The organism is Corynebacterium mucifaciens (assembly GCF_012396315.1).
GTDB lineage: Bacteria > Actinomycetota > Actinomycetes > Mycobacteriales > Mycobacteriaceae > Corynebacterium > Corynebacterium mucifaciens.
Genome location: NZ_JAAXPF010000003.1, coordinates 211,212 through 223,497, shown reverse-complemented (window position 1 = coordinate 223,497; position 12,286 = coordinate 211,212). Strand labels below are relative to the sequence as shown.

The window sequence follows — 12,286 nt, the reverse complement described above, 5'->3', positions numbered from 1 at the left end:
TTATCCACAGGATCTGTGGCACCTATTGTTTCGCTTGCGTTGCGGTTGCACGCTACGAGCATGAATCACGCGAACACAGGTCCCGTCGTCGTCGCGGTGGCCGATCCCGCACTGCACGCCGAAGCCGTCCACATCGCCGCCGCCACAGGCCACCAGGTCATCGACGCGGTCGACGACGCCCAACTCACCCGCCACGCCAGCAAGGCGCTCGCCGTGCTTGTCGACGACCTCCGGGCCGCCGCACTCGGCCCCAGCTCGCGCGCACCAAACGTGTTTACCGTGGTGGCGGACACCGCGTCAGCGGCACTGCGCGACGACTACTACGCGCTTCCGGCGCAGGCCGTGGACGTGCTGCGGGGGATCGGCGCGCTCTCGCTCGCCCCTCCGGCGACGGCGGCGGACGCGAGCGTGATTGCGGTGCTGGGCGCGTGCGGCGGGGCTGGGGCGTCGGTGCTGGCCGCATCGGTGTGCCGCGCCGCCGGGGACGCCACGCTCGTCGACGCCCACCGGTGTTCCGGCGGGCTCGACTTGCTGCTGGGCTTGGAGCACACGCCCGGCGCGCGCTGGGGTGAAATCGACTTCGGCGCTGAAGGGGCGGTCTCGCGTACGCAGCTGCGCGCCGCGCTGCCCGCCACGGATGACGGGGTGGCGCTGCTGACGTTTCCGCGCACCCAGGTGGCGGATCCGTTCCGGCTGGAGGTAGAAGAGGTCAACGCGGTTGTCGCGGCTGCCTCGTCTGAGGGGGTGACGGTGGTGGACGCGCCGCTTGCGCTGCTGCCGGACCGCTGCGACCTCGCAGTCATTGTGCTGCGGCCCGAGCTGCGCGCCGCCGCGGCGGCCGCGCGGGTGGTGGCCGAGTGTAACGCGGCCGGGGTGGCCAACGCGCTGGTGCTGCGCCAGGGCGCGTGGGCGTCGCTCGGGCAGGAGGAAGTGGAGCACACCGCGAAAGCTTCCGTCATCGCTCAGGTGGCCGAGGTGCGGGGGCTGACTAAGCAGCTGGACCAGTCCGGGCTGCCTGAGCGGTTGCCGCGCCCCCTCGCCCGCGCGGCGGAAACCGTGCTGAGGGAGGCGGCGTAGATGGACGACGTGCTCGCCCGCGTTAAGCGCCGTTTGGCCGACGAGCCGGGGCAGCCGGACCCTGCGCGTATCGCCGCGATCATCCGCGAGGAGGCGGTGGTGATCAGCGATATCGGGGTACTGGACATCATGCGCAAGCTCCGCGACGACACCACCGGCGCTGGCCCGCTGGAGACGCTGCTAGCGGACCCGGACGTGACCGATATCTGCGTCAATAGCCCCGACGAGGTGTACGTGGACCGCGGGCAGGGGTTGCAGCGGTCTGGGCTGACCTTTGATTCCGAAAGCGCGGTGCGGCGGCTGGCCACCCGCCTGGCGGTCAGCTGCGGGCGCCGCCTGGACGACGCGCAGCCGTTCTGCGACGGCCACGTCACCCGCGACAACGGCACCTTGCTTCGCTTTCACGCCGTGCTGGCGCCGACCTCCCAAGCCGGCACCTGTATTTCCCTGCGCGTGCTGCGCACTGCCTCCGCCACGCTGGACGATCTGGTTGCGCGTGGGTCGCTGGACCACGAGCGCGCCGAGGTGCTGCGCGCGGTCGTCGCGGCGCGCAAGGCGTTCATGGTGGTCGGCGGCACTGGTTCCGGCAAGACCACGCTGCTCTCCGCGTTGCTGGCGGAGGTCGACCGGCACGAGCGCATCATCGCCATTGAGGACACGTTGGAGCTCACGCCGGACCACCCGCACGTGGTCAACCTGACCAGCCGCGGCGCAAATGCGGAGGGTGCCGGCGAGATCACCATCGCGGACCTGGTGCGCCAGTCGTTGCGCATGCGTCCGGACCGGATTGTGGTGGGTGAGATCCGCGGCGGGGAGGTCGTGGACCTGCTCGCGGCGCTCAATACCGGCCACGACGGCGGCGCCGGTACCCTGCACGCCAACTCCATTGAGGAGGTGCCCGCCCGCTTCGAGGCGCTGGCCGCGCTGGGCGGGTTGGACCGCGCCGGCCTGCACGCCCAGCTTGCGGCGGCAATCGATGTTGTGCTGGTGGTGAAGCGCCGCCGCGACGGCGCCCGCTACCTGCAACAGATCGGCGTGCTCGAGGGCGAGCCGGTTCGCGCAAGGGTGGTCTGGGGCGCCGAACGGGGCGCACTGGCCGGGTATGAGGAGCTGGCCCCATGATCGCGGCACTTCTCGTTGCCGGTGCTGCCGCGCTCGCCGAGCCAGCCCCGGCCCGCCGCGTCGGCGACTGTGGCCGCGCACGTGCATCTCACCGCATCCCCGTCACCGCGGCGTGCGCAGCTGCGGGGGCTGTGGTGTTGGGCCGAGTCACCTTGGCCGTCGCCGGGGCGATGGCGGGGGCGACCGCGATTCACGTGCTGCGTGCCCGGCGGGCGGCCAGCGCCGAGCGGCGGCGCAGAGCGGCTGCGGCGGCGTATCTGGGCGCCGTGTCCACCAACCTGCAGGCAGGTGCGACGCTGCCGGACGCGTTGGCGCGGGCGGGCGAGCAGGTGGGGGAAGCACAGGTGCGCGCAGACGCGATGCGCATCGCCCACCAAGCCCGCACAGGCGCCCGGCTGGAGCCCCGCGTGCCTGAGCTCGAGCGCCTGGGGGTGTTGTGGACGCTCTCCGTCTCGCGCGGGGTGCCGCTGGCGAAACTGATCGCCGCGCTGCGCGACGACATCGATCACGCCAACCGCCACCGGGACGCCACCCGCGCCGCGCTCGCCGGCCCGCAAACCACAGCGGCGGTGCTTGCCGCGCTGCCTGCGGCTGGGGTCCTGATGGGCACAGCGATGGGGGCATCGCCCGTAGCGTTTCTCACCGGCGGTGGGCTGGGCGGGGTGCTGCTGGTGGTGGGAACCGCACTCGTGTGCGCCGGGGTGCTGGTCTCCGGCCGGATTATCCAGGGGGCGGGCGCATGATCGGCGTGCTGCCCGCCCTCCTCATCGCGGGCGCCCTCGCGGTTGCCCCGGCAGTCCCGGCGGGGCGGGTCACCACCACCACCCCGAAGGCTCCGCGCGACGGTCCCTTCGCCGCCGATGCGGAGCGCTGCGCGAGCGACATCGAGCTCTTCGCGGCCTGTGTCTCAGCGGGCCTGCCTGCCGGTGCGGCGGCCGCCGCAGTCGCCGACACCTACGTCGGTGGCCGCGGCCCGTGGCACACCGTGGCCTCGCTGACGGCGCTGGGGGTTGAACCTCAGCGCGCCTGGACCGAGCTCCGCCACCTTCCCGGTGGCGAGGACTTGGCAGGGCTTGTGACCTTATCCGCCGCCTCCGGGACCTCGCTCGCCGACGGCTGCAGGCGCATCGCCGCCCAGCTCCGGGCGACCGCGGGGGACCGAGCCAAAGCCAAAGCGGAACGTGCGGGCGTGCTCATCGCCATCCCGCTGACCGCATGCTTCCTGCCGGCGTTTTTCGTCCTCGGGCTCGCACCCGCGGTGATCAGCCTCGGCCAAACACTCATCCACTAGAAGGAGAATTCCCATGCACCGCCTCAACTCTGCACTTACATCCGCCTCCCTGTACGCTGCGTCTCGAGTACGAAAAATGCGCTCTGAGCAGGGCATGAGCACCATCGAATACGCCTTCGGGAGCCTCGCGGCCGCCGCGCTTGCTGGCGTGCTCTACCTCGTCGTCAACGGCGACGCCGTCACCAACGCCATCGAGGGCGTCATCACCGACGCTCTGAGCAACACGCCCGGCTAATGAGCACCGTTGAAACCGCGCTGTCGCTGTCCGCCCTCGTGGTCGTCACCGTGGCCATTGTGGGTGGCATCGCTACCGTCGCCGCCTACATCACGGCCGTCGATGTCGCTGGCGCGGCAGCCCGCGCGTACGCCCTCGGCGTCGATTACTCGGCGCCGCGGGGCGCGGTCGAGGTCACCGAGCGCGCCGGGCTTGCCACGGCCGAAGCTACCGTCCCCGCCCCGGTCGGCACCATGCGCGCCACCGCAGTGTTTCCCGTGGAGTTCTGATGCAGCTGCGTGACGACGAAGGCTCCGCCACCGTCACCGCGAGCGGCATCATCACCGCCGTCGTCTCGCTGGCGCTGGCGGTGGTGGCGCTCGGGGTACAGGTGGCGGACACCCACCGGGTGCGTGTCGCAGCCGACCTCGCGGCGGTGGCAGGCGCGAGCGCCTTGTACCGGGGCGCTGATGCCTGCGCGGCGGCACGGCGAACGACGGAACTCAACGGTGCCCGTCTGGCGTCCTGCGAGTTCACCGCAGGCGACATTGTGGTCGCTGCCACCCGCCGTCGAGCGGAGGCCGCCGCGCGCGCCGGGCCCTAAGCCCTAGCGTCGCGCCTGGCCCGCCGTCATGGTCACAAGCGCGCCGAGCAGCTTCAGCGCGGCGCGCTTGTCCAGCGGCTGGTTGCCGTTGCCGCACTTCGGCGACTGCACGCACGACGGGCAGCCGTCCTCGCAGCCGCAGGAGCGCACGGTCTCCCAGGTGGCCTCGATCCATTCGTGGAAGCGGGCGAAGCCTTCGTCGGCGAAGCCCGCGCCGCCCGGGTGGCCGTCGTAGACGAACACGGTGGGCAACATCGTGTCCGGGTGCAGGGCGGTGGAGACACCGCCGATGTCCCAGCGGTCGCAGGTGGCCAACAGCGGCAGCAGGCCGATGGCGGCGTGCTCGGCGGCGTGCAGCGCGCCCGGGGTCTCGCCGGCGGTGATCCCCAGCTCGTCCAGCACCATCGGGTCAATGGTGTAGGCCACCGCGCGGGTGACCAAGCGCTGCTCCGGGAGGTCGAGCGGGATGTGCTCGCTGACGGTGCCGTCGGCAAGCCGTACCACGTAGCCGGTGACCCGGTCGAGCACCTCGACGTCGACACTTGCCACCCACAGGCCCGGCGACGGGTTCACCAGCTCGTGGGGTGTGCCCAAGATGGTGATGTCCGTGGTTGATCGCGCCTGCGTGGAGTAGTCCGGCCGCTCCGGCGCCACCAGCGCGACGTAATCATCCAAGTCCAGGGACTGCACCACGAAGTACTCGCCCTGGTGGATGTACACCGCGCCGTCGTGGACCTGGCTCATCGCCCGGGCGGCATCTACCGTGCCGAGCAGGCGCCCGTCGGTGACGTCCACGATCATCACCTGCTCGCCCACGCCGCCACGGAGGGACACCGAAGCGTGCGCGGTTTCCGGGGTGAGCTCGCCGTCCAGCTGCGGCACCGCGAACCAGCCCTTGGGACGGCCGCGCAGCAGACCCGCTGCCGTGAGGTCGTCCACGACGCCGCGGGCGCCGAACGCGTCGACGTCCGCCTCGGTCAGCGGCCGCTCGACCGCGGCGCAGAACATATGCCCGCGCAAGATATACGGATTGGAGGGATCGAACACGCTGTTTTCCACCGGTTTGCCCAACAAAGCGGCGGGGTGGTGCACCAAATAGGTGTCCATCGGTTCGTCGCGCGCCACCAGCACCGCCACCGAGCCCTGGCCGCGCCTGCCCGCGCGCCCGGCCTGCTGGCGGAAGGACGCCACCGTCCCCGGGAAGCCGGCCATCACCACCGCGTCCAGCCCGCCCACGTCAATGCCCAGCTCCAGCGCGTTGGTGGAGGCCACGCCGAGTAGCTCGCCTTCGTCCAGGCGGCGCTCCAACTCGCGGCGGTCCTCGGCCAGGTAGCCCGCGCGGTACGGTGCCACGCGGTCAGCCATGTCCGCTCGGCCCGCCACCACGAGGTGCTCCTGCGTGCGCATGGCCACCGTCTCCGCGGCGCGCCGGGAGCGCACGAACGTGAGCGTGCGCGCGCCTTGGAGCAGAAGCTGGGCGGATACGGAGGCCGCCTCGGTCGTGGCTGGATAGCGCACTGGTGCGCCTCCCTCGCCCTCGGCGCCTTCAATAAAGCCGGGCTCCCACAGCACGATGGTGCGCTCGCCGGCGGGCGCGGCGTCGTCGGTCACGGCCACAGCCTCACGTCCGCTGAGTCGCAGCGCCTGCCCGGCCGGGTCCGCCGCGGTGGCGGAGGCGTAGATCAACGTCGGCGACGACCCGTAGGCTGACGCGATGCGCAGCAGCCGGCGCAGCACCAGCGCCACGTTTGCGCCGAACACGCCGCGGTACGTGTGGCACTCGTCCACAACGATGTATTTCAGGTGCCGCAGCAGCCGCGCCCACCGCGCGTGCGAACCCAGCATGCCCGCGTGGAGCATGTCGGGGTTGGTAAACACGTAGCGAGAATGCTCGCGGATGCCGGCGCGGGATTCCACCGGCGTGTCCCCGTCGTACGGGGCCGGGTGGATGCCCTCCAGCCCCGCGCCTTGCGTCATCCGCAGCGTGGCCTGCAGCTGGTCGGAGCCCAGCGCTTTGGTGGGCGTGAGGTACACCGCGCACGCCGTGGGGTCCTGGGCCAGTGCCGTGAGCACCGGTAACTGGTAGCCCAGGGACTTGCCGGACGAGGTCCCCGTGGACACCACCACGTCGCGCCCCTGCCAGGCAAGCTCCGCGCACTGAGCCTGGTGGAGGTAGGGCGAGGCGACGCCAGCGTCGGTAAGCACGCGCCGCAGCCTCGGCTCCACCCACTCGGGCCACGCGGCGTAACGCGCCAGACGTGCAGGCACATGCTCGACGTGGGTGATGGTGGCCGACGGGTGGCTGCGCTCGAGTGCGCCGACGAGCTCGGCGCCGAAGGGGGAGACCATGATGACTGGGAAGTATGCCACTCGCCAGTGCTAAAGCCCGCAATTCATGGCAGACTGGGTGGCGGTCACAGATTTTGTGTGCGCCCGAAGAGGTGCTCGCGAGGATTGTGCACGCGGGCACCAGGACCCGATTAGGCCCTGGTGGACGACATCATCACTCAATTTTTTGAAAGGTTTCACCATGGCAACCGGAACTGTTAAGTGGTTCAACGCAGAAAAGGGCTTCGGCTTCATCGCTCCGGACGACGGCTCCTCCGACGTCTTCGTCCACTACTCCGAGATCCAGGGCTCCGGCTTCCGCACCCTGGAAGAAAACCAGCAGGTCGAGTTCGAGGTCGGCGAGGGCGCAAAGGGCCCGCAGGCCCAGCAGGTGCGCGCAATCTAGCGCGTTCTGCGTATCGACGGGGCTTCGCTCGAAGCCCCGTTTTTCATACTGCGCTGACGCCTTGGCGTACGTCGCGCCACTCCGCGAGGCGGTTTTGCGCCTTTTGAATGAGGTAGCCGACGGTGGAGCCCAGCACCACGCCGAGCAGCATGGCGAGCAGCGGGTAGTCCTGCAGGATGCGCCCCCCTAGGTATCCCACGCCGACGCTCAAGAAGGCCCAGAAGATCACGCCGAGGGTGTCGAAGAAGACGAACTTGAACCAGTTGTAGCGCACCGATCCGAGCACGATCGTGGCCACCCAGCGCGCCCATGGAATGAAGCGGGCGACGATGATGGTCGCGCCCGCCCCGCGGTTCATGTTCCGGCGCACCCACTGGATGGCCTGGCCGGCCTTCGACTCCGGGTCCAGGCTGTCCACGCGGTGGATGAGCTTGCCGCCGAGGGCAAAGCAGATGTTGTCGCCGATGATCCCGCCGATAATGGCTGCGAGGATGACACCCCAGGCGTTGGGCACCTCGCGCGAGGCGGAAAACGCGCCGGCGAGGTTCAGTACGGTCTCCGACGGCACGACCGGCGCGAGGGCGTCCGCGATGATGAGCACAACGACGATCGGATAGAACACGGGCATCGCCATGAGGGTGTGCAAGAAATCGATGAGGGAATCGACCACGAAGACGCATCCTTTCCGTCCCCGATTCGGGCGGAAGCGGGGCACCCGAGCAGTGTAGCTGTATTACCTGGGTGCACAATCGTGTGCTAGTTGTCTCTAAGGGAATAACTTCTGTGCGAAACGAGGTGTCAGTCAACGTGGCTGCAGGCGGCAAGACTCTGGTCATCGTGGAGTCAGCAACGAAGGCGAAGAAGATACAGAAGTATCTGGGCGACGACTTCATCGTCGAGGCCTCCGTCGGCCACATCCGCGACCTGCCCGGCCGCGCCGCCGACATTCCCGCGAAGTACAAGAAGGAGCCGTGGGCCAAACTCGGGGTGAACCCAGAGGACGGCTTCACCCCTATCTACGTGGTGGACGGCGACAAGAAGAAGAAGGTCTCCGACCTCAAAGCCAAGCTCAAGCAGGCGGACAAGCTCCTGCTGGCGACAGACCCGGACCGCGAGGGTGAGGCCATTGCCTGGCATCTGCTGGAGACGCTGAACCCCAAGGTGCCGGTGGAGCGCATGGTGTTCAACGAGATCACGGAGTCCGCCATCCGCGACGCCGCGGCGAACACCCGCGAGCTGGACATGGACCTCGTGGACGCGCAGGAGACCCGCCGCATCTTGGACCGTCTCTACGGCTACGAGGTCTCCCCCGTGCTGTGGAAGAAGGTCATGCCGCGCCTGTCCGCAGGACGCGTGCAGTCTGTGGCCACCCGCGTCATCGTCGAGCGCGAACGTGAGCGCATGGCGTTCATCTCCGCCGAGTACTGGGACTTGGTTGCGTCTCTCGTTCCTCAAGACGCATCCAAGGAGACCCCGACCGAATTCGACGCCAAGCTCGTCGCCGTGGACGGCAAGCGCATCGCCCAGGGTCGCGACTTCGATGACCGGGGGCGGCTGAAGGGCGAAGCGCTCGTCGTCGATAAGCAAAAGGCACATGCGCTTGCCGACGCCCTGGGCACCGCGCCGATGCAGGTCACGGCGGTGGAGGAGAAGCCGTACTCGCGCAAGCCGTACGCGCCGTTTATGACCTCGACGCTGCAGCAGGAAGCCGGACGCAAATTGCACTTCACCTCCGCGCGCACGATGCGCATTGCGCAGCGCCTGTACGAAAACGGCCACATCACGTATATGCGTACGGACTCGACCTCGCTGTCGCAGCAGGGCCTGGACGCGGCGCGTTCGGCCGCGCGTGAGCTGTACGGTGCAAATTACGTCACCGACAGCCCGCGCATCTACGACCGCAAGGTGAAGAACTCGCAGGAGGCACACGAGGCGATCCGCCCGGCCGGCGAGCGGTTTGCCACCCCCGGCCAGCTCGCCGGCGCGCTCGACGCGGAGGAGTTCAAACTCTACGAGCTGATCTGGGCGCGCACGGTGGCCTCTCAGATGCAGGACGCGCGCGGAACGTCGATGAAGGTCACCGTGCTCGGCGACGCCGCGGGGGAGGCGTGCGAGTTCGCGGCGACGGGCCGCAGCGTGACGTTCCCCGGCTGGCTGCGCGCGTACTCCGACCGCCAGGACAATGAAACCCGCCTGCCGCAGCTTGCGAAGGGCGACGAGCTGAACACGGAAAAGGTCACGGCGGACGGCCACTCCACCAACCCGCCGGCGCGCTACACCGAGGCGTCGCTGGTGAAGAAGATGGAAGACCTAGGCATCGGGCGCCCGTCCACCTACGCCTCCATCATCAAGACCATCCAGGACCGCGGGTACGTGGTCGCCCGCGGCAACGCGCTCGTGCCGTCGTGGGTGGCGTTTTCCGTGGTGGGGCTGTTGGAGAACAACTTCGACGCCCTGGTGGACTACGACTTCACCTCGTCCATGGAAGACGAGCTGGACGAGATTGCGCACGGCAACCAGGACCGCACCCGGTGGCTGTCCGGCTTCTACTTCGGCGACGCGGACGCGAAGGAATCCATGGCGCAGGCGCTGGCGCGCCGCGGCGGGCTCAAGCACATGATCGAGGACAACCTCGAATCCATTGACGCGCGCCAGGCGAACTCGCTGACGCTCTTCGACGACGCTGAGGGCCGCCCCGTCGTGGTCCGCGTCGGCCGCTACGGGCCGTACATCGAGCGCGTCGTCGGCACCACCGCCGACGGCGAGCCCGAGTACCAGCGCGCCAACCTGCCCGAATCTGCCACGCCCGACGAGATCACGCTGGAGATGGCGGAGAAGCTCTTCGCCACCCCGCAGTCGGGCCGCGAGTTGGGTGTCAACCCCGACAACGGCCGCACCATCGTGGCCAAGGAGGGCCGCTTTGGCCCGTACGTCACGGAGCTCGTGCGCGACGACGAGCGCGAGCGCGCCGAGGCCCGAGCCGAAGAGATCATCGCCGCCGAGCGCGCGGAGGAAGACAAACAGCGGGCCGAGGAAGGCAAGCGCGCGAAGAACTGGGAGACCAAGACCGCGGCCGCGCAGAAAGAAAAGCGCATGGCGCAGCTCGTGGACGAGCAGCTCAAGCCTGCCACCGCGTCGCTGTTTTCCTCCATGGAGCCCGCGACCGTCACCTTCGAGGAGGCGATGCAGCTGCTTTCGCTGCCGCGTGAGGTGGGCGTGGACCCGGCCGATGACGAGCTGATTACGGCGCAGAACGGCCGCTACGGCCCGTACCTGAAGAAGGGCAACGACTCCCGCTCGCTGGCCTCCGAAGACCAGATCTTCTCCATCACCCTGGATGAGGCGCGCCGCATCTACGCCGAGCCGAAGCGCCGCGGCCGCGCCGCCGCCAAGCCGCCGCTGAAAATGCTCGGTGACAACGACGTCTCCGGCAAGCCCATGAGCATCAAGGACGGCCGCTTCGGCCCCTACGTCACCGACGGCGAAACCAACGCGTCCCTACAGCGCGGCGACACCCCGGAAACGATGACCGACCAGCGGGCGAACGAGCTGCTCTCCGCCCGCCGCGCCCGCGAGGCCGAGGACGGCGGCAAGAAAGCCACCAAGAAGGCCGCAAAGAAGAAAGCGACTAAGAAGGCCACCAAGCCGAAGAAGACCACCAAGCGCGTGGTCAAGGCCCGCAAGCGCTAGTAACGGTCTGCCAGCGTGGAGCGCACCGGGCGGGCCAGCTGGGTCATCTTGCCGCGGCCGCGCAGCTCCACCGATTTCATCAACGTCCAGCGCTGCTGCTCCACCTCGTTGGCTGTGCGCAGGGTGGCGGCGTTGGTGAGCACCATGCCCGGGGTGTCCTTCGCCAGGTCGGTCAGGCGAGCGGCGCCGTTGACGGCGTCGCCGATGACGGTGTACTCGAAGCGGTCCGCGCCGCCAACGTGGCCCGCCACCACGTGGCCGGCGGCCACGCCGATGCCGGCTTTAAGCTCGAGCCCAGCCAGGTCGCGTTGTAGCTCGCGGGCGGCTTGGAGGGCGTGCGAAGCTGCGTCGTGAAGCGAGACGGGTGCCCCGAACACGGCCAACGCCGCGTCGCCCTGGAACTTGTTGATCACGCCCTTGTTGCGGTGCACGACGTCTACGACAACGTCGAAGAAGTCGTTGAGCGCCGCAACCACTTCCTCCGGCGTGTGATCGACGGCGTAGGAAGTGGAGCCGACCACGTCGATGAACAGTACGGCGACTTTGCGCTCCTCGCCGCCGAGCTCCGGCACCTCCTCAAGCGCCTTCTGCGCCACCTCCGCGCCCACGTAGTGGCCGAAGATGTCGCGCACCCGCTGGCGGTCCCGAAGGCCGCGCATCATCTCGTTGAATCCGGCCTGCAACACGCCGATCTCGGAGCCGTCGTAGATGTCTACCAGCGTGTTCTGCTCGCCGCGGCGCACGCGGTTGATTGCGGCCTGCAGTTCCTTGATCGGGTCGACCACGCTCATGATCACCAGCGCCGTGCCCACGAACCCCGTGACGATGCCTGCCGTGGTCAGCGCGACGATGGCGGAGGTGAGCTCGCCGACGGTGCCGGTGAAGTAGTCGTAGCGCTGGGCGATGGTCAGCAGCAGCACGCCCACCATCGGCACGGCGGAGGTGGTGAACCACGTTAGGTACAGCTGCCACTTGATCGGCGGCTGCAGCGTGGAATCCTCGAACCGGCGGGCCAGCACGGACGCGGCGATGGGGCGCACGAGGCGCTCCGCTTGCAGGTACGTCAGCACGGCGGTGACAAACGCGGTAAGCAACGCGGTGGCAAGGACGACCGAGGCAAGCTGGATGTCGACGCGCCACGCCGCAACTGTCACGATCGCGATGCCGATGCCCCACACCGCCACCACGATGATGGTTTGCGCCACTGGCAGGCGCATGACCAAGTGGCGCACCATGTTCGGGTCGTGCCCGTCGGGGTGGCGCTGCCACTCCAGCACCGGGCGGAACAGGTACAGCGTGACCACTCCGCCGAGCACCACGGCCACGACCGCGTAAATCACGCCGATCGCGCCGAGCTGCCCGCCGAGGCCCAGTTCGAGCACCTCAGGCATGGGGATGAGGTAGCGCACGAAGAGCATGGAGCCGATTGCGGAAATGACGTTCGTTCCCAGCACAGTCGCTGCGTACAGGGGCCATGACGTGCCCCAGAGCCACCGCAGCTCGCGCCAGAATCGTTCCATGGTGTATCACCTTAGCGCGCGGGTACGCTGATCA

The 12,286-nt window shown here is 68.9% G+C and carries 12 protein-coding genes; 9 read left to right on the top strand and 3 right to left on the bottom strand.

The features are described from left to right. Positions 1–60: 60 nt before the first annotated feature. The 7 genes from ssd (at position 61) to HF989_RS04440 (ending at position 4,308) form a co-directional block, all read left to right on the top strand. Positions 61–1,077, top strand: coding sequence for a septum site-determining protein Ssd (ssd, locus tag HF989_RS04470; protein ID WP_168684244.1), 1,017 nt, complete (start codon positions 61–63; stop codon positions 1,075–1,077). Next, positions 1,078–2,199, top strand: coding sequence for a TadA family conjugal transfer-associated ATPase (locus tag HF989_RS04465; protein WP_168684242.1), 1,122 nt, complete (start codon positions 1,078–1,080; stop codon positions 2,197–2,199). Beyond that, positions 2,196–2,942: a type II secretion system F family protein gene (locus HF989_RS04460; protein ID WP_168684240.1), complete on the top strand. Its 747-nt coding sequence runs from the start codon at positions 2,196–2,198 to the stop codon at positions 2,940–2,942. Before HF989_RS04465 ends, HF989_RS04460 begins: the two co-directional genes overlap by 4 nt. Then, entirely contained in the window at positions 2,939–3,490 is a 552-nt protein-coding gene (locus HF989_RS04455) for a type II secretion system F family protein (RefSeq protein ID WP_168684238.1), read from the top strand. The genes HF989_RS04460 and HF989_RS04455 overlap by 4 nt, the downstream gene beginning before the upstream one ends. A 76-nt stretch (positions 3,491–3,566) precedes the next feature. Then, positions 3,567–3,725 (top strand): DUF4244 domain-containing protein, encoded by a 159-nt coding sequence (locus tag HF989_RS04450; protein WP_246233790.1) that lies wholly within the window; start codon positions 3,567–3,569, stop codon positions 3,723–3,725. After that, a complete protein-coding gene (locus tag HF989_RS04445; RefSeq protein WP_168684234.1) occupies positions 3,725–3,994 on the top strand; it encodes a hypothetical protein in 270 nt (89 codons plus the stop codon). Before HF989_RS04450 ends, HF989_RS04445 begins: the two co-directional genes overlap by 1 nt. Continuing rightward, positions 3,994–4,308 (top strand): Rv3654c family TadE-like protein, encoded by a 315-nt coding sequence (locus HF989_RS04440; protein ID WP_168684232.1) that lies wholly within the window; start codon positions 3,994–3,996, stop codon positions 4,306–4,308. Before HF989_RS04445 ends, HF989_RS04440 begins: the two co-directional genes overlap by 1 nt. A gap of 3 nt (positions 4,309–4,311) precedes the next feature. Here the strand turns inward: HF989_RS04440 and HF989_RS04435 are convergent, their stop codons facing one another. Next, entirely contained in the window at positions 4,312–6,657 is a 2,346-nt protein-coding gene (locus tag HF989_RS04435) for a DEAD/DEAH box helicase (protein ID WP_168684316.1), read from the bottom strand. Positions 6,658–6,838: 181 nt separating this feature from the next. Here HF989_RS04435 and HF989_RS04430 point away from each other — a divergent pair, with 181 nt between their 5' ends. Beyond that, complete coding sequence (locus tag HF989_RS04430; RefSeq protein WP_038609309.1) at positions 6,839–7,042, top strand: cold-shock protein; 204 nt, start codon at positions 6,839–6,841, stop codon at positions 7,040–7,042. Between the two features lie 43 nt (positions 7,043–7,085). On the opposite strand, the gene HF989_RS04425 is transcribed toward HF989_RS04430, so the two are convergent. Then, positions 7,086–7,712, bottom strand: coding sequence for a VTT domain-containing protein (locus HF989_RS04425; RefSeq protein ID WP_168684230.1), 627 nt, complete (start codon positions 7,710–7,712; stop codon positions 7,086–7,088). A gap of 113 nt (positions 7,713–7,825) precedes the next feature. Between HF989_RS04425 and topA the strand changes: the two genes are divergently transcribed. Continuing rightward, positions 7,826–10,732 (top strand): type I DNA topoisomerase, encoded by a 2,907-nt coding sequence (topA, locus tag HF989_RS04420; protein WP_343033543.1) that lies wholly within the window; start codon positions 7,826–7,828, stop codon positions 10,730–10,732. Here topA and HF989_RS04415 read toward each other — a convergent pair. Then, positions 10,729–12,252, bottom strand: a complete 1,524-nt coding sequence (locus tag HF989_RS04415) for an adenylate/guanylate cyclase domain-containing protein (RefSeq protein WP_168684228.1) — start codon at positions 12,250–12,252, stop codon at positions 10,729–10,731. The two genes, topA and HF989_RS04415, sit on opposite strands and share 4 nt — an antisense overlap. Positions 12,253–12,286: the final 34 nt, after the last annotated feature.

What these genes read in the sequence shown, in the direction of transcription:
- HF989_RS04450 (WP_246233790.1), top strand. Translation starts at nt 3,567, where the DNA reads ATGCGCTCTGAGCAGGGCATGAGCACCATCGAATACGCCTTCGGGAGC.
- HF989_RS04465 (WP_168684242.1), top strand. Translation starts at nt 1,078, where the DNA reads ATGGACGACGTGCTCGCCCGCGTTAAGCGCCGTTTGGCCGACGAGCCG.
- HF989_RS04440 (WP_168684232.1), top strand. Translation starts at nt 3,994, where the DNA reads ATGCAGCTGCGTGACGACGAAGGCTCCGCCACCGTCACCGCGAGCGGC.
- HF989_RS04460 (WP_168684240.1), top strand. Translation starts at nt 2,196, where the DNA reads ATGATCGCGGCACTTCTCGTTGCCGGTGCTGCCGCGCTCGCCGAGCCA.
- HF989_RS04445 (WP_168684234.1), top strand. Translation starts at nt 3,725, where the DNA reads ATGAGCACCGTTGAAACCGCGCTGTCGCTGTCCGCCCTCGTGGTCGTC.
- HF989_RS04430 (WP_038609309.1), top strand. Translation starts at nt 6,839, where the DNA reads ATGGCAACCGGAACTGTTAAGTGGTTCAACGCAGAAAAGGGCTTCGGC.
- HF989_RS04415 (WP_168684228.1), bottom strand. Translation starts at nt 12,252, where the DNA reads ATGGAACGATTCTGGCGCGAGCTGCGGTGGCTCTGGGGCACGTCATGG.
- ssd (WP_168684244.1), top strand. Translation starts at nt 61, where the DNA reads ATGAATCACGCGAACACAGGTCCCGTCGTCGTCGCGGTGGCCGATCCC.
- HF989_RS04455 (WP_168684238.1), top strand. Translation starts at nt 2,939, where the DNA reads ATGATCGGCGTGCTGCCCGCCCTCCTCATCGCGGGCGCCCTCGCGGTT.
- HF989_RS04435 (WP_168684316.1), bottom strand. Translation starts at nt 6,657, where the DNA reads ATGGTCTCCCCCTTCGGCGCCGAGCTCGTCGGCGCACTCGAGCGCAGC.